Source organism: Rhodococcus yananensis (genome assembly GCF_020515525.1).
GTDB classification, from domain to species: domain Bacteria; phylum Actinomycetota; class Actinomycetes; order Mycobacteriales; family Mycobacteriaceae; genus Rhodococcus; species Rhodococcus yananensis.
In genome coordinates, this window is the sequence record NZ_JAIYEP010000088.1 from 1 (window position 1) to 15,553 (window position 15,553).

Genomic DNA, 15,553 nt, shown 5'->3' on the forward strand with positions numbered 1-15,553 from the left:
CTCCGCGGGGAGGCCGGTGCCGGGCCGATGTGGTTCGTGCGCGCGGCGACGCCCGGGAATCGACGTCGCCCGGAACTACAGCTAGGGCACGAGGACCGCGTTGGCGATCACCCGGACGGCACTGACGATGCCGTCGATGAGATTTCCCTGACCGAACGAGGAGACCGCGGCGGTCACGCCGAGCTGAGCGACCCGGTCGGTGACACGGTCCGAGGCGGCGGTGCCGCTGCGGATCTCGATGGCCCGCTGGTTCGGGTAGACCGCGACGAGCACCGAGTTCTCGGCCTCGGGAGTCGACGGGAACACCGCGTCGGTGGCGGCGGCCGCGTCCTCCGCGTCGGCGATGTACACGTTGAACCGCACCCCGGTCGCGCGGATCGCGGAGGTGAGCGTGTCGTCGAGGTTGATGAGGTCCTGGTCCGAGAACGGCGCACCGTCGAACGGTCGACCGAGCGGGACGGCCTGCGAGATGCGTCCACTGGCGGTCAGGGCCGCGCCGAACGGCAGCGCGGCATCCGTGCGAGCGGGGGCCGCGATCACGTCACCACTTGCCACTTGCGGTACCTCCGATCAGTTCCGCCGGGGTTCCGGCTGCATGTCCGTGGTGGGCGCGCGAGTGCGCGGTCACCTCGTCGGTCGCGGTCCACAGCAGTGCGTCGTGGTCCCATTTGTCGCCCAGCTTGTACGGGTCGTCGGACGGCACCGGCCCGGCGGTCCGGCTCGCGGGCCACGACAGCGCCCCGAACACCAGCACGATCAGCAACGGAATGCCGACGAATATCAGCGTTGTCTCGAGAATGCTCACACGGAAAAGGTAGCCCAGGCGCCGGACGAAGGCCTCATATGCCCCGAATATGTGCCCGAACCGTATCGGGGCGGAGGTCCCGGACCCCCGCACGGCACGGCATCACACGGGTTCCCGGGCTTCCACGGTCGGTCACGCGGCGCCCTCACCGAGGTACGCCAGCCAGGTCGGATGCAGGTCGTCGAGGGTGGCCAGCAGCCGCCAGTGTCGTCCCTTGGGCGGGGTGAGCGAGGCCCGCAGCGTCCAGCCGAGTTCGCTGAGCAGTTTGTCGGCCTTGCGGTGGTTGCACGTGGCGCAACATGCCACGCAGTTCTCCCACGAGTGCTCGCCGCCTCGGCTGCGCGGCACCACGTGGTCGATGGTCTCGGCCTTGCTCCCGCAGTAGGCGCACCGGTTGCCGTCACGGTGCATCAACGCGGCGCGGGTGAGCGGTACGCGCGCCCGGTACGGCACCCGCACGTAGGTGCGCAGACGGATCACGGACGGCAGTTGCAGGCACCAGCCGGCCGAGTGCACCACCGGCGCGGCGGGATCGTCGTGGACGGTGTCGGCCTTGCCGCCGGCCATGAGCACCACGGCCCGCCGGGCGGGCAGCGCGGTGAGGGGTTCGTAGGTCGCGTTGAGCAGCAGCACTCGCAGTTTGGACCAGTCCGGCGTCACCGGCGGACCCGGTGCACCGGCACGGTCGGGCACCACACGCAGTTTCGTCGTCCCCGGTTCCGGCACCGAGGTGATCGTCGCCCCCGGAGCGCCGCCGGGGGCGTCCGCGGGCGGGAGTTGTCGATGTGCGCTGGTGCGGTGCTTCATGCGACCTCCGGAAGACTGGAAACAGTGCACCACGGATGTCCACGGATCGCACCCGGAATTGCGGGACGCTTCGGTGTCCCCGCGGTGAACGCCCGGTGTCGGCCGTCCCGCCGCTCCCGGCGGACGGGCCGTTGGATCCTCCCCCGTCGGCGACGGGCACAATGGAACCAGCGAGAGGGAGGGTGACCAGCAGCAGATGAGTGACGAACAGACCTTCTACGACGCGGTCGGCGGCGCCGAGACGTTCCGCCGGATCACGGCGCGGTTCTACGAGGAAGTCGCCCGGGACGAGATCGTCCGGCCCATGTATCCGGAGGAGGATCTCGGTCCCGCCGAGCGGCGGATGCGCCTGTTCCTCGAACAGTACTGGGGTGGGCCACGCACCTACTCCGACGAACGGGGACACCCCCGCCTGCGGATGCGTCACTTCCCCTTCAAGATCGGCCCGATCGAACGCGACGCGTGGCTGCGCTGCATGCACACCGCGATCGCGTCGATCGACGAGCAGACCCTCGACGCCGCCCACCGCCGGCAACTGCTCGACTACATGGACATGGCCGCCGACTCACTGATGAACTCCCCGGTCTGACGGCGCCGCGCGGCGCGGTCAGAGCACGCTCAGGCCCAACCCGTCACCGCGACGCAGACACACCGAGCCGAAGCGCGCGTCGAGGCGCAACCACGTCGCGGTCGCCCGCACGCGCACCAGTTCGCCGTCCGGGACCTCCCCGTCACCGGGACCGGCGACGGGGACGAACCCCATCGCGCCGAGAGCGAACACCATCCGCATCGGTACCCCGACGGTGGTGCCGTCGCCGCTGACCTCGAGCACCTCCTGTGCGAGCAACGACGACGGTGGCCCCTGCGCACCCTGGTCGCGGGTCAGGGTGACCCCGCGATGCGCCAGGTCGATCAGGACGCGCGCGGGCACGTCGTCGACGTGCGTGTACCCGTCGTCCGGGGGCAGCGCACCGCGCCACGCCGAGTCCATCGCCCAGCCCGGGTCCACCTCGATCGGGTCGCCGGTGGCGGCGACGAGCGCCGCACGCAGCGCATCGACCGCCACGGACGTGTCGGCGGGATCGACGGTGCCGCGCACCGACCGCACGGCGAGCGCATCGAAGCCCGTCTGCACCCACGCGCCGACGAGTCCGTCGCCGCGGCGTCGCAGCCGCACGACCGCCGCCTCGTCCAGACGCAGGGCGCGGGTGAGGAACGCGGCCAGGTCGGTGCGGTCCGCGGCGCCCACCAGCGTCAGGGAACGCTCCCCCCGGGGCACGGCGGGTTCAGGCACGACGCCACCTCAGCAGGAACTCGCGCTCGTCGTCGGTGAGCCGACGCAACCGTTGCGTGTCGATGTCGAACGCGGCGATCTGGGTGGACGCCACCACCGCCGGCGGGGAATCCGTCGCGGCGCCTCCGGGCCGCACCTCGTAGCCGATCGTGAAGTCGACCGCGCGGACCTTCTCCGTCCACATCATCACGTCGAGAGGACCGTCGGCGTGCCGGAGCTGCCCCCGGTACCGCACGTGCAGGTCGGCGATGACCGCGCCTTCGCGCAGCGCCTCGGTGGGTCTGCCGTCGGCGAACAGCCACGGGATACGGGCCTCCTCGAGCAGGGTCACCATCCGCGCATGGTTGATGTGTTGGAACGCGTCCATGTCGGACCAGCGCACCGTCACCTCCGTGTGGAATCCGAACTGCCCGCCCGTATCGCTCACGCGTCACCTCCGATCGGGTGCGCCGGTGCGCACCATGCTCCTGATCTGCCGTGCGGCCACCGACAGGGTGGCCAGGTCCAGGTTCCCAGACGCGGCGATCTCGTCGAGCGCCGACCTCGCCCGCACGAGCCGCGAAGCGTTCGACATCTCCCAGTCCTCGATCATCTCCTGGGCGGTCTCGTCGGCACCGGCACCGGCGAGCACGTCGAGAGTCAATGCCCGCAACGACCCGTACAGGTCGTCGCGCAGTGCCAGCCGGGCCAGCGAATGCCAGCGGTCGCCGCGTTCCAGTTCGGTGACGGCCGACAGCAACCGGTCCACCCCGAGGTGCGCGTCCAGCGCGTAGTACAACTCGGCGACCTCGTCCTCGTCCCGTTCGACGATGTCGGCGATGTCGACGACGTCGAGCAGCGGGAACTGGTCGAGCAACCGGAACACCGTGCCGGTCGGCTCCGGTGGTGCGCCCCGTTCGAGCAGCGGTGTCATCCGGTCCGTGAGATCGCGCACGTGGTGTCCGCGCATCCATTCGCCGACGCGAGGTGCGAGACGCGCGAACGGCGACCGGTAGCGGCTGATCTCGGCACCGACGGCGAGGGGTTGCGGTCGGGTGGTCAGCAGCCGGCGAGCGGCACGATCGAGAACGCGACGGGATTCGAGCATGAGGTCGTCGGAGACGTCGGTGGGCAACCCGGCGGCGTGGATGCGCCGCCACAACTCGGGCAGGCCGAAGATCTCGGTGACGGCGGCGTAGGCGCGGATCGCGTCGGTGCTGGCCGCGCCGGTCTCCTCGCCGAGCCGGAACACGAAGGTGATACCACCGTTGTCGACGGTGTGGTTGGCGAGCAGCGTCGCGACGATCTGCCGGCGCAGTGGATGCGCGTGGATACCCGATGCGAACCGTTCGCGCAGCGCCTCCGGGAAGTACCCGGGCAGGCGGGTGGCGAAGGTGTCGCTGTCCGGCAGGTCGGTGTCGAGGAGGTCGTCGACGAGCGCCAACTTGACGTGCGCGAGCAGTTGGCACAGTTCCGGTGAGGAGAGCCCCTCACCGGCGGCGTGACGCCGTTCGATCTCGGTGTCGTCGGGCAGCGCGTCCAGATCACGGTCGAGGTCCCGGTCGGCTTCGAGCGATTCGATGAGCCGCTGGTGGACGCCGAGCAGCGCGGGCGCAGCGACCCGTTCGAGTCCGAGAACCCGGTTCTGACCGATGTTGTCGGCGAGCACGAGCGCGGTGACGTCGTCGGTCATGGACGCGAGCAGCGGATTGCGGTCGGCGCGGGTCAGGGTTCCCGCCGTGATCATCGAATCGAGCAGGATCTTGATGTTGACCTCGTGATCGGAGCAGTCGACACCGGCGGAATTGTCGACGGCATCGGTGTTGATCTTCCCGCCGCTCCGGGCGTACTCGATGCGACCGCGCTGGGTGACCCCGAGGTTGCCGCCCTCCCCCACCACCTTCGCGCGGACCTCGGCACCGTCGACCCGCACCGCATCGTTGCTCTTGTCCCCCACATCGGCGTGCGATTCGGTGGACGCCTTCACGTAGGTGCCGATGCCGCCGTTCCACAACAGATCCACGGGCGCCCGCAGGATCGTGCGGATCAGCTCGGGTGGGGTCGACTCGGTGACGTGGCCGGGCAGCCGCAGGGCCGCGCGGGCCTCCTCCCCGATCGGAATCGACTTCGTCGCGCGGTCCCACACGCCCCCGCCGGGCGAGATCAGGGTGTGGTCGTAGTCGGCCCACGACGACCGCGGCAACGCGAACAGCCGGCGGCGTTCGGCGAACGACCGCGCGGCATCCGGGTCCGGATCGAGGAAGATGTGCCGGTGGTCGAACGCCGCGACCAGGCGGATGTGCTCGCTGAGCAGCATGCCGTTGCCGAAAACGTCACCGCTCATGTCGCCGACACCCACGACGGTGAAGTCCTCTGCCCGGGTGTCGACACCGAGTTCGCGGAAGTGCCGTTTGACGCTCTCCCACGCGCCGCGCGCGGTGATACCCATCTCCTTGTGGTCGTAGCCCGCTGATCCGCCGGACGCGAACGCATCGCCGAGCCAGTAGCCGTATTCCGCCGCGACCGCGTTGGCGAGGTCGGAGAACGACGCGGTGCCCTTGTCCGCGGCGACGACGAGATAGGTGTCGTCACCGTCGTGCCGCACCACCCGGTCGGGCGGGATGGCGGCGCCGCTGGCGCGGTCGAGGTTGTCGGTGACGTCGAGCAACGCCGCGATGAACCGCCGGTAGCAGTCCTGCCCGCGGGCGAGCGTGGCCTGCCGGTCCGCCACGGCGTCCCCGGTCGGGGCCGGCGAATGCTTCACGACGAACCCGCCCTTGGCCCCGACAGGGACGATCACCGCGTTCTTGACCGCCTGTGCCTTGACGAGACCGAGGATCTCGGTGCGGAAATCCTCGCGACGGTCGGACCAGCGCAGCCCACCGCGCGCGACCGCCCCGAACCGCATGTGGACGCCCTCGACGTCCGGGGAGTACACGAAGACCTCGTACCGGGGGCGGGGGCGGGGCAGTTCTTCGATGCCGGTCGGGTCGAACTTGAACGACAGGACGTGCCCGAGGGCCGCCTCGTCACTGTCGGGGACGAAGTAGTTGGTGCGCAGGGTGGCGCGGATCAGCGACGTCATCGCCCGCAGGATGCGGTCGGTGGCCAGTGCGGTCACGGCATCGATGCGGGCACGCAGGTCGCCGGAGAGCGACCGTTCGCGGGCAGCGGAGGCGGTGCCCGGATCGAATCGGGCCTCGAACAGGGCGACGAGCAGCGCCGTGGTCTCCGGCGTGTCCAGCAGCACACCTTCGATGTTGTACTGGCTGTACGGGAATCCGGCCTGGCGGAGGTACTTCGCGTAGGCACGCAGCATCGCGGCCTGCCGCCACGACAGACCGGCACGCAGGACCAGTTCGTTGAACCGGTCGGTCTCGGCGTACCCGCGCCAGGACGCGGCGAACACGTCGGTGATCCGGCCGGCGGGCACCGGCTCGCCCGCGGCCGCGTCGAGCGGCATGTCCTCAGGAATGCGGAGACCGAAATCGTATATCCAACAGTCGATCCCATCCGACCTGGGCAGACGGTACGGGCGTTCGTCGACGACCTCCACCCCGAGGCTCTGCAATACCGGCAGCACCCGCCCCAGCGTCACCGGCTCTTCGGCGACGTAGAGGGTGAACCGCCACCGTCGCGGCTCGTCGCGGTCCGGGACGTACACGTGGGTGCCGAAGTCGCCCGGGCCGAGCTCCTCGAGTCGGCGCAGGTCGGCGAGAGCCCGTTCGGTGTCGAAATCCTCCTTGTATGCCTCGGGCACCGCGTCCGCGTAGCGCTGCACCAGAGCCGGATCGACCGTGGCGTCCGCGGCCGCGGCCTCCGCCAGCCGGTCGGCCCAGCTGCGACTGACCTCGGCGAGTCGGGCCTGCACCCGCAACCGGTTGGCGTCGGAGGTGTCGATGTGCGGGCGGGTGTGGTCGGGGAACCGGACGGTCACGTGCAACAACGCGAGGTCTCCCTCGGAGACCCGGGCGGTGTAGTCGAGTGTGCCCCCACCGAACTCGCGCAGCAGAATCCGCTGCATCGCGACCCGCACCTTCGTGGTGTACCGGTCGCGGGGCAGGTACACCAGGCAGGAGACGTACCGGCCGTAGGTGTCGACACGGACGAACAACCGCACCTGACGACGAATCTCGGCGACGGAGGTGACCGTGTCGTAGAGGGTGGACGTGTCCATGGAGAACAACTCCGCGCGCGGCAGCGTCTGCATCGTCTCGAGCATCGCCTGCCCACCGAACGACGACAGGTCGATGCCCGCGCGCGCGACGACGGCGCGGGCCCTACGCGCGAGCAGTGGAATGTCGAGGATGTTCTCGTGCATCGCGGTGACGGTGAGAACCCCGAGGAAACGGTGCTCACCGACGGTGCGGCCGGCCGCGTCGAGGATGCCCACCCCCACGAAGTACGGATACACCGATCGGTGCACGGTCGCCGGCAGCGCCCCCTGGGTCAGGACGAGCAGCGGCCGATCACCCGGGTGTTCCTCGACGGGCAGATCGACGAGGTCGTCGTCGGCGGTGGACACGCGCAGCACACCGAGCCCGCTGTCGGGCACCGGATGCGACCGGCACACCCCGTCGCCGTCCGGTTCGTCGAATCGGTACCGGCAGTAGCCCAGCACCGTGTAGTTGCCTCGCGCCAGCCATCGCAGCAGATCCGCGGTCTCGGCGAGGTCGCTCGGTGAATGCCCGGGCGGCGGCGCCGCGGCGAGCGCGTCGAGCCGTTCGGCGAGTTCGGCCTGCAGTGCGTGCATGGCCCCCGTGTCGGCGACGACCTGCCGCACGTCGGCGAGGACCGGACCGAGATCACGTTCGATGTCGTCGAGGATCCCGGAGGTCGTGGTGGGGTGCAGTTGCACGTGGATCCACGATTCGGAGATGCCGCCGTCGTGCATGATGCCGCCGTCGCGGAGGTCGACGAGCCTGCCGTCGGCGGCGCGTTCGGCCGCGAACACCGGATGCACGACCGTGGTGACGGTGGCACCGAGCCGCGCGAGCATCGCGGTGACGGACTCGATGAGCAACGGCATGTCGTCGGTGACGATCTGCACCGCGGGGCCGGACGGATCGTCGGCCCGGTAAACGCGGGTGGCGGCGGTACCGGCGGACCGGTCGAGGCCGAGCGCGAGGTGCGCTGCCATCGCGACCTCGGGGTCGTCGAGCCCCTCCACCGACTGGCCGTACGCCCGCTCGAGGACCTCCATCGGCGATGAAACACCCTGTGACGCAGCCTGATCTGACATGTGCATCACTCCTCGGTCGAACCGGCGACAACGCGGAGCGCCGCGGACGGGCTCTGCATCGAGCCTATCCGCGGCGCCTCGCCGTCAGGAGTGGAACACGCCCGTCAGGCGGCGGGAACCGCCCGGTAGCGGTTCAGCAGCGCCCGTTCGGCGGCGTCGAGGGGCCGAGACGTCTCGGCCCGCATGTCGAAGCCCACCAACACGGCGTCGCCGCGCACACACAGCCGACCGTCGCGGTCGAGAACCGAGTGCCGCAGCGTGTACGACGTGGTCCCCAGGTGCAGCACCTCGACCTCGACGGTCACCGGAGCGGAGTCGTCCTTGACCGGGAGCAGGAACTCCGCGTCCATCCTGCGAACGACCACGGCTCCACCGACGGACCCCGCGGAGTGCAGGAACTTCACACGGGCTTCCTGCATGTACTCCACGATCTTCGCGTTGTTGACGTGCCCGAGACGATCCGAATCGCCCCACCGCACCTCGATGGTGCAGCGGAACGGTCCCGTCGGCACGGCGTCAGTCACGCGTGAGCTTCCGGTGCGTGACCCGGTGCGGGCGGGCGGCCTCGACGCCGAGACGCTCGACCTTGTTGGCCTCGTACGCCTCGAAGTTGCCCTCGAACCAGAACCATTTGCCCTCTTCGACGTTGCCCTCCCACGCCAGGATGTGGGTACACGTCCGGTCGAGGAACCACCGGTCGTGGGAGATCACGACGGCGCAACCCGGGAACTGCTGCAGCGCGTTCTCGAGGGAACTGAGGGTTTCGACGTCCAGGTCGTTGGTCGGCTCGTCGAGCAGGATCAGGTTGCCGCCCTCCTTGAGGGTCAACGCCAGGTTCAGACGGTTGCGCTCACCACCGGAGAGCACCTCCGCCTTCTTCTGCTGGTCCGGGCCCTTGAACCCGAACGCGCTGACGTAGGCGCGCGACGGCATCTCGTTCTGGCCGACCTCGATGAAGTCGAGACCGTCGGAGACGACCTCCCACACGCTCTTCTTCGGATCGATGTTGGCGCGGGACTGATCGACGTAGCTGAGCTTGACGGTCTCGCCGACCTTCACCGAGCCGCTGTCGGGCTCCTCGAGCCCGACTATGGTCTTGAACAGCGTCGTCTTGCCGACACCGTTGGGGCCGATGACGCCGACGATGCCGTTGCGCGGAAGCGTGAACGACAGGTCCTTGATCAGGACACGGCCGTCGAAGCCCTTGTCGAGGTGCTCGACCTCGACCACGACGTTGCCGAGGCGCGGCGGCGTCGGAATCTGGATCTCCTCGAAGTCCAACTTGCGGTGCTTCTCGGCCTCGGCCGCCATCTCCTCGTAACGGTCGAGACGCGCCTTGTTCTTGGTCTGACGCGCCTTCGCACCCGACCGGACCCAGGCGAGTTCCTCCTTGAGCCGCTTCTGCAGCTTCTGGTCCTTCTTGCCCTGCACCTCGAGACGCTCGGCCTTCTTCTCCAGGTAGGTGGAGTAGTTGCCCTCGTACGGGTGCAGCTTGCCGCGGTCGACCTCACAGATCCACTGTGCGACGTGGTCGAGGAAGTACCGGTCGTGGGTGACCGCGAGAACGGCACCGGGGTAGGTGGACAGGAACTGTTCGAGCCACAGCACCGACTCGGCGTCGAGGTGGTTGGTGGGCTCGTCGAGCAGCAGCAGGTCGGGCTTGCTCAGCAGCAGCTTGCACAGCGCGACGCGGCGACGCTCACCACCGGAGAGGTGCGTGACGGGCTCGTCCGGCGGCGGGCAGCGCAGCGCGTCCATCGCCTGCTCGAGCTGGGAATCGAGATCCCACGCGTTGGCGTGGTCGAGCTCCTCCTGGAGCCTGCCCATCTCCTCCATGAGCTCGTCCGAGTAGTCGGTCGCCATCAGCTCGGCGATCTCGTTGAACCGGTCGAGCTTGACCTTGATCTCGCCGAGGCCCTCCTCGACGTTCTGCTTGACCGTCTTCTCCTCGTTCAGCGGCGGTTCCTGCAGGAGGATGCCGACGGTCGCCTCCGGGTCCAGGAACGCCTCGCCGTTGCTGGGCTGATCCAGCCCCGCCATGATCTTGAGGATCGACGACTTGCCCGCGCCGTTCGGTCCGACCACACCGATCTTGGCACCCGGGTAGAAGCTCATGGTGACGTCATCGAGGATGACCTTGTCACCGTGCGCCTTGCGCACCTTCTTCATCGTGTAAATGAACTCCGCCATGGTGACCAGGGTATCGGTCCGCGGCCCGAACCCCACACCGCACCGCCTCGCCCCTCCTCCTCGTCTTCTCGCCTCCCGGCGAGCCGAGCGAATGTATCGCCCGCTCGACTCGATCGATCGGGTGTACCACTCGCTCACCGGGGGCGACACGCCGGACCGGTCCGATTACCGACCACCTTCGCGGTCGCGGCGAGCGAGCTCGGCGAACATGGCGTTGTGGGCGGCAAGTTCCGCGTCGTCGTCCCGGTCCGCGGCACGATCCACCCGCCGCGCCGTGCGCTCGTCACTGCGCGACCACTGCACCAGCAACGCCAACATCACCAGGACCAGAGGGATCTCCCCCGCCGACCACGCGATGCTGCCGCCGATCTTCTGGTCGGAGAACAGATCCTCGTTCCACGGCAGGGCGAGCCCCCGGTAATACGACTCGGCCATCACCGACCCCATGCTCATGAGGGTCACACCGAAGAACGCGTGGAACGGCAACGACCCGAACACCATCGCGATCTTCGTGACGGGCTGCACATCGCGAGGCGACGGATCGACCCCGATCACCACCCAGTAGAACAGGTAGCCGCTGAGCAGGAAGTGCAGGTTCATCAGCACGTGCGCGGCATGACTGTCGGCGTAGGTACTGAAGATCCCCCCGAGATACAGCGCGTAGAACCCTCCGACGAACATCACCGACGCCACGATCGGATGCGTGAAGAACCGCGACGGCGGGCTGTGCAGGAACTCGAGAATCCACTCACGCGGCCCGGGTGGTGCGTCGCGCCCGGCGGGTTTGATCGCCCGCAGCGCCAGCGTCATCGCACCACCGAGCGCGAACAGTACCGGCGCGAGCATCGACATCGCCATGTGCGCCCCCATGTGCACACTGAACATCGCCGGCGAATACATACCCACACCGGAACTCGTCGTGATGAACAGCACGAAGCACCCCGCGAACCACGCGATCGAACGACCCACCGGCCACGTGTCACCGCGCCGACGCAACCGCCACAACCCCAGCGCGTACGCGACGGCCAGCACGATCGCAGCCGTCCCGAAGATCAGATCGAAACGCCACTCGGTGATGAACAGGCTGGTGAACGTCGGCTTGCCGGTGAGCTCGTAGCCGAGGACCACCTCCATCACACTCGGTGTGGTCGCCGGAGGTGGTGGTGGGGTCCGACCCAGCCCCACCGCGAGTCCCATCGTGACGGCCAACACGACCGCCTCCACCGATGCGAACCGCACCAGCGCCGATCGGTTCCCCGGGTCCGCTTCGAGATCCGGGAGCGCACGACGTCGCTGCGCCCAGCCGAACAGGCCGAGGACGACCAGCGCGACGGCCTTCGCCAACACCAACCGTCCGTAGGTCGTGGTGAACAGATCCCCCAACGGCAGTCGCACCGCCGCATTGATGACGCCGCTCAGAGCCATCACGACGAACGCGAAGCCCGCGACGATCGAGAACCTGCGTGCCGCCGAGTAGGTGTCCGCCCCGCCCCGCCATGCGTGCGCCACCAGCGCGAACAGGCCACCCGCCCACACCGAGGCGGCGACCACGTGCAGCACCAGACTGTTGGTGGCCATGTCGTGCGAACCACCCGACGACGAATGCCCCGTCAACGCGACAGGCAGCAATGCCACAACCGAGAGCAACAACAGATACGGGGTCCACGACCACCGCAGCGCCAGCCGGATCAACACCGCGGCGACCACCGCGAGCACCGCCGTCCACGCCCACGCCGACGCCGTCTCGACCTGACCGGTCGCGGAGAACAGGTTTGCGGGAACGATCGCCTCGGTGAAGGGCTCACCGGAGGTGTCCGACAGCGTCAACGGCACCAGCAGCGCCGCCGTGACGGCCCACACCAGCGCCGACACCCCCGCCGTGCGCACCGCCCGGTAGCCACCGACGTCCAGCACGCCGTTGCGCTGCGGCGGCACCAGGAACGTCGCGAAGAACAACGAACCGACCGTCAGCGCTGCGGCGATCTCCGCGATCGCCCGCACCGCCGGCAGCCCGTACGTGGTGACCGGCCCCGGATCGGGGATGCCGAGCAACACCAGCGCCTGCGCCGCCGACAGCCCGACGACGATCGCCGCGACAACCGCCGCGACAACACCGAGGAGAACGAACAGGGCTGACGGATTACCGCGCGCGGGGGTCGGCGCGGACGGCTCCGTCACGCGCTCGAGGTCGGGTGCTGCCATGCCTACCAGGGTAGGACCTCGAGGAAGTCGACTACGACGCCCCGTCGGAGTACCCGGATGCGACGAGGCCGCGGTGAGCGAATGTGTCGCCCGATCGAATCAGACGAGTGAGCGATACATTCGCCCGGACGGTGGGGAAGGGAAACAGAAAAACGGAACCGTCGCAGCGAGGTCGACCGACCGCGCTGCCGCTAACGTGGAAGCAGTAACCCTGGACGCGACGGGAGCGGCACACAGCGCATGGACGTGATCAACGAGTTCATCATCGGCCAGGCCGGTGCGCTCTGGGTGTATCCGCTGCTGTTCGCGGTGTGCGTCATCGACGGGTTCTTCCCACCGGTGCCGAGCGAGACGATCCTGGTGACCCTCGCCTCACTGTCCGGGTCGACCGGTCTTCCCTACGTGTGGTTGATCATCCCCCTCGCCGCGCTCGGCGCGATCCTCGGAGACAACATCGCCTACACGATCGGCCGACGCGTCGGCACACAGCGCTGGAGGTGGATGCGCACCGTCAAGGGTCGCGCCGCATTCGGATGGGCGCGCAAGGGCCTCGACAAGCGGGGCGCGGCGATCATCCTCACTGCCCGTTACGTGCCGATCGGACGGATCGCCGTGAACATGACCGCCGGGGCCACCCGGTATCCGCGGACCAAGTTCGTGCCGTTGACGATCCTCGGCGGTGTCACGTGGGCGGTGTACTCGACGATGATGGGCCGCCTGGTCGGTGGGTTCTTCGAATCGCAGCCGCTCCTCGGTGCGGTGGTGTCGATCTGTGTCGCGGTGGTGCTCGGTATCGGTATCGACCACGTCATCCAGCGATTCCAGACCGGCGAGGTGGACATCATCGATCCGAGCGACGCCGAATCCGCACCGAACGGGCATCCGGGCGCGGCACCTGCGGGTGGTACGGACGAACCCGGTTCGACCCGCCCCGTGTGACTCCCGGTCGCCGTCCCGTCACCGCGTGCGGTTAAGATTCTGGCCGCGCCTCCGTAGCTCAGCTGGATAGAGCAAGAGCCTTCTAATCTCTAGGTCGCAGGTTCGAGTCCTGCCGGGGGCACCACCGAAACCGCAGGTAGATTGCGGTTTCTCCCACCCTACAGGGGTGGTGCGTGCAATCGCCGGACAATCGGACCCCGGCGCGTCCCTTCCGTAGCCAGACGAAAGCGGCCCCGGTCGGCGCTCACAACGCCTTCCAGGGCCTCGGCCCACAACGGAACGGACCCGTCATGAACCGTCAGATCATCGTACGTCGCGCCCTCTGGGTGCTCTCACCCATCCTCGTCGTCGGCCTCGTCTACGGCCTGCCCATGCTCGGCCTGAAGCTCGCTGTCGATCACGGCCTGTACGTCGCCGCGGCGTCCGCGGCGCTGCCTCTCGGCCGGATGCGCGCCAGCATCGCGTCCGAGCGCGCCGAGCTCGGCGGCGAGCAGGGTTTCGACTACTTCGAGGCCATGCGACGACTGCGTGACCTCGAACCCCTCGAAGTCGAGTTCATCGCGCACTCCGGGTACACCGAGGAACAGCTGCACGACCTGGCTCGCGCCGTCGGCCGCGAACCACAGCAGTGGCGGACCATGCCCCTCTGGGCCGCCGTCGACGTCGACCACATCCGCGTCAGCATCGAATCCGAACAGTCCGGCGCCACCCCCGACCCCATCGACCTCCTCGAGGATGTCGTCGTCGAACGAGGCCTCGAGCGCGCCGCGGGGCTGACGGTGGTGCCGCTCCGATACGGGGACAAGGCGGTCGTCGCGTTCGATCCACACCCCATGTCGCTCGACGGACCCGAAATCGACCTCGAGGACATCCCGCGGCTGATCGGGATCCTGAGCGACATCCACGCTCGCCTCACGGCACCTCGCACCGGCACCGAAGACACGTCCACCTCTGCCGCTCGATCGTGACGCGTTGAGTCGGGCCGGTCTCGCACCGGCTCGGCCCTGCACGCCACGGTCCGTGAGCCTCTGCAACCCCCAGATCGTCCACTCTGCGCCCGTAGTGCACCCACGGGTGAGCCGCCTAGCCCGCGGTGTCGTCGCCCGTCAGAGGGGCCACAGCACCAATTCTCGATCACACGTAGCTCACCCGGTAAAGGCGGACTCGAGCGGGGACAGAGTGGCATCTGTACGAGCGCGTGGAGCATCCCAGTCCCGGCGACGCCGAGTAATTCCCGTGCGTCGCGTGCACACCAACCGACCGAAGCGAACGACCGACCGGCATGATGGGCATCCGTACCCCGTGCGTTACGGGGTACGCCCTGCCCTCCCACCGCTTCACTCACTCCCAGCATGTGCCGGATTCGGGCCTGTACGGCACGTACAGGCACCATCGCAGCGACAGGTGAGTTCAAGCCTGCCTCGACACGACGGGACCACAGCCAGCCAGCCACCTCGAGGACGGGGGACGCGGGGATCGACTCGAGGGGCAAGCCGGGTACGGCACGGGGTGCGGAAGAATCGTCCGGTCCCCGAGAGGCAACCCCGGCGACGTGGGCAACCGTGTCCCTGAGGGCCACGGTTGGTCACCCCCGTGCGCGCGGGCGCGACCATCACGCTCACCGTGACGACTGCTCGGCCCGTGCGACCCGCGTGCACGGTGATCATCACCGTGCTTGAGTGTCGGGTACCCCGGCGAGGAACGGCGCTCAGAATCGCTCACAGAATCGACGTAGAGCGACGAAAACGACGGTCCGGTACTCGAGGTACCCCCCCCTCTCGTTGCAGGAAAACGCTGGGCGAAAACCGCACGCATGGTCAGGGTTGCTATGCCGTCCGGACAGGACCCCCAGACCCGTACGCAGCCTGAGCGCGTATGCCGAAGGCCCGGGGTGGGTGGGTGCCTCGGTCGACCCCGGGTGGGGGCGGGGGGGTCATGGGGGGTGCTCGCCTGCGCCGGAGGTGACGGGAGAGGCGGTGTCTGGCTCCCCTCCCCTGGGGGTGCTGGGTGTCAGGGCATCTCGGTGTCGGTGAGGAACGGATGCTGTGCGGGCCAGTCCCAGCCGGGCGCGGTGTCGATGGTGAACGCTTCCCGG

General features: G+C 68.8%; 12 protein-coding genes and 1 tRNA gene. 4 read left to right on the forward strand and 9 right to left on the reverse strand.

What is annotated here, in order from left to right; genetic code table 11:
* Positions 1–81: 81 nt before the first annotated feature.
* From LDQ05_RS17015 to LDQ05_RS17025, 3 genes are all read right to left on the reverse strand, one after another.
* Positions 82–555, reverse strand: a complete 474-nt coding sequence (locus LDQ05_RS17015) for a DUF5130 family protein (protein WP_226438138.1) — start codon at positions 553–555, stop codon at positions 82–84.
* The gene (gene ctaJ, locus LDQ05_RS17020) at positions 542–805 is read right to left on the reverse strand and encodes an aa3-type cytochrome oxidase subunit CtaJ (RefSeq protein WP_226438139.1); all 264 of its coding nucleotides are present in this window, start codon (positions 803–805) and stop codon (positions 542–544) included. Before ctaJ ends, LDQ05_RS17015 begins: the two co-directional genes overlap by 14 nt.
* A 132-nt stretch (positions 806–937) precedes the next feature.
* Positions 938–1,612: an HNH endonuclease gene (locus LDQ05_RS17025; RefSeq protein ID WP_226438140.1), complete on the reverse strand. Its 675-nt coding sequence runs from the start codon at positions 1,610–1,612 to the stop codon at positions 938–940.
* Between the two features lie 196 nt (positions 1,613–1,808).
* Here LDQ05_RS17025 and LDQ05_RS17030 point away from each other — a divergent pair, with 196 nt between their 5' ends.
* Positions 1,809–2,201, forward strand: a complete 393-nt coding sequence (locus tag LDQ05_RS17030; RefSeq protein WP_226438141.1) for a globin — start codon at positions 1,809–1,811, stop codon at positions 2,199–2,201.
* An 18-nt stretch (positions 2,202–2,219) separates the two neighbouring features.
* On the opposite strand, the gene LDQ05_RS17035 is transcribed toward LDQ05_RS17030, so the two are convergent.
* From LDQ05_RS17035 to LDQ05_RS17060, 6 genes are all read right to left on the reverse strand, one after another.
* On the reverse strand, positions 2,220–2,906 hold the full coding sequence (locus LDQ05_RS17035) for a DUF8010 domain-containing protein (protein WP_226438142.1): 687 nt from the start codon (positions 2,904–2,906) through the stop codon (positions 2,220–2,222).
* Complete coding sequence (locus LDQ05_RS17040) at positions 2,899–3,333, reverse strand: acyl-CoA thioesterase (protein WP_226438143.1); 435 nt, start codon at positions 3,331–3,333, stop codon at positions 2,899–2,901. Before LDQ05_RS17040 ends, LDQ05_RS17035 begins: the two co-directional genes overlap by 8 nt.
* Positions 3,334–3,336: 3 nt before the next feature.
* Positions 3,337–8,127 carry an NAD-glutamate dehydrogenase gene (locus tag LDQ05_RS17045; RefSeq protein ID WP_226438144.1) on the reverse strand — a complete coding sequence of 1,597 codons (4,791 nt, stop codon included), beginning with the start codon at positions 8,125–8,127 and terminating at the stop codon, positions 3,337–3,339.
* A gap of 104 nt (positions 8,128–8,231) precedes the next feature.
* Positions 8,232–8,651 carry an acyl-CoA thioesterase gene (locus tag LDQ05_RS17050; RefSeq protein WP_226438145.1) on the reverse strand — a complete coding sequence of 140 codons (420 nt, stop codon included), beginning with the start codon at positions 8,649–8,651 and terminating at the stop codon, positions 8,232–8,234.
* The gene (gene ettA / locus LDQ05_RS17055; protein WP_226438146.1) at positions 8,644–10,317 is read right to left on the reverse strand and encodes an energy-dependent translational throttle protein EttA; all 1,674 of its coding nucleotides are present in this window, start codon (positions 10,315–10,317) and stop codon (positions 8,644–8,646) included. The genes LDQ05_RS17050 and ettA overlap by 8 nt, the downstream gene beginning before the upstream one ends.
* 165 nt (positions 10,318–10,482) lie before the next feature.
* Positions 10,483–12,519, reverse strand: a complete 2,037-nt coding sequence (locus tag LDQ05_RS17060) for a bifunctional copper resistance protein CopD/cytochrome c oxidase assembly protein (protein ID WP_226438147.1) — start codon at positions 12,517–12,519, stop codon at positions 10,483–10,485.
* A gap of 240 nt (positions 12,520–12,759) precedes the next feature.
* On the opposite strand from LDQ05_RS17060, the gene LDQ05_RS17065 reads away from it, so the two are divergent.
* The 3 genes from LDQ05_RS17065 to LDQ05_RS17075 all read left to right on the forward strand — a co-directional run bounded on the left by LDQ05_RS17065 (position 12,760) and on the right by LDQ05_RS17075 (position 14,426).
* Entirely contained in the window at positions 12,760–13,458 is a 699-nt protein-coding gene (locus tag LDQ05_RS17065; protein WP_226438148.1) for a DedA family protein, read from the forward strand.
* A 47-nt stretch (positions 13,459–13,505) separates the two neighbouring features.
* A tRNA-Arg gene (locus LDQ05_RS17070) sits at positions 13,506–13,582 on the forward strand.
* A 166-nt stretch (positions 13,583–13,748) separates the two neighbouring features.
* On the forward strand, positions 13,749–14,426 hold the full coding sequence (locus LDQ05_RS17075) for a hypothetical protein (RefSeq protein WP_226438149.1): 678 nt from the start codon (positions 13,749–13,751) through the stop codon (positions 14,424–14,426).
* Positions 14,427–15,553 lie beyond the last annotated feature (1,127 nt).

Coding starts and splice junctions, on each gene's coding strand:
- LDQ05_RS17025 (WP_226438140.1), bottom strand. CDS start 1,612: ATGAAGCACCGCACCAGCGCACATCGACAACTCCCGCCCGCGGACGCC.
- LDQ05_RS17030 (WP_226438141.1), top strand. CDS start 1,809: ATGAGTGACGAACAGACCTTCTACGACGCGGTCGGCGGCGCCGAGACG.
- LDQ05_RS17045 (WP_226438144.1), bottom strand. CDS start 8,127: ATGTCAGATCAGGCTGCGTCACAGGGTGTTTCATCGCCGATGGAGGTC.
- ettA (WP_226438146.1), bottom strand. CDS start 10,317: ATGGCGGAGTTCATTTACACGATGAAGAAGGTGCGCAAGGCGCACGGT.
- LDQ05_RS17060 (WP_226438147.1), bottom strand. CDS start 12,519: ATGGCAGCACCCGACCTCGAGCGCGTGACGGAGCCGTCCGCGCCGACC.
- LDQ05_RS17065 (WP_226438148.1), top strand. CDS start 12,760: ATGGACGTGATCAACGAGTTCATCATCGGCCAGGCCGGTGCGCTCTGG.
- LDQ05_RS17075 (WP_226438149.1), top strand. CDS start 13,749: ATGAACCGTCAGATCATCGTACGTCGCGCCCTCTGGGTGCTCTCACCC.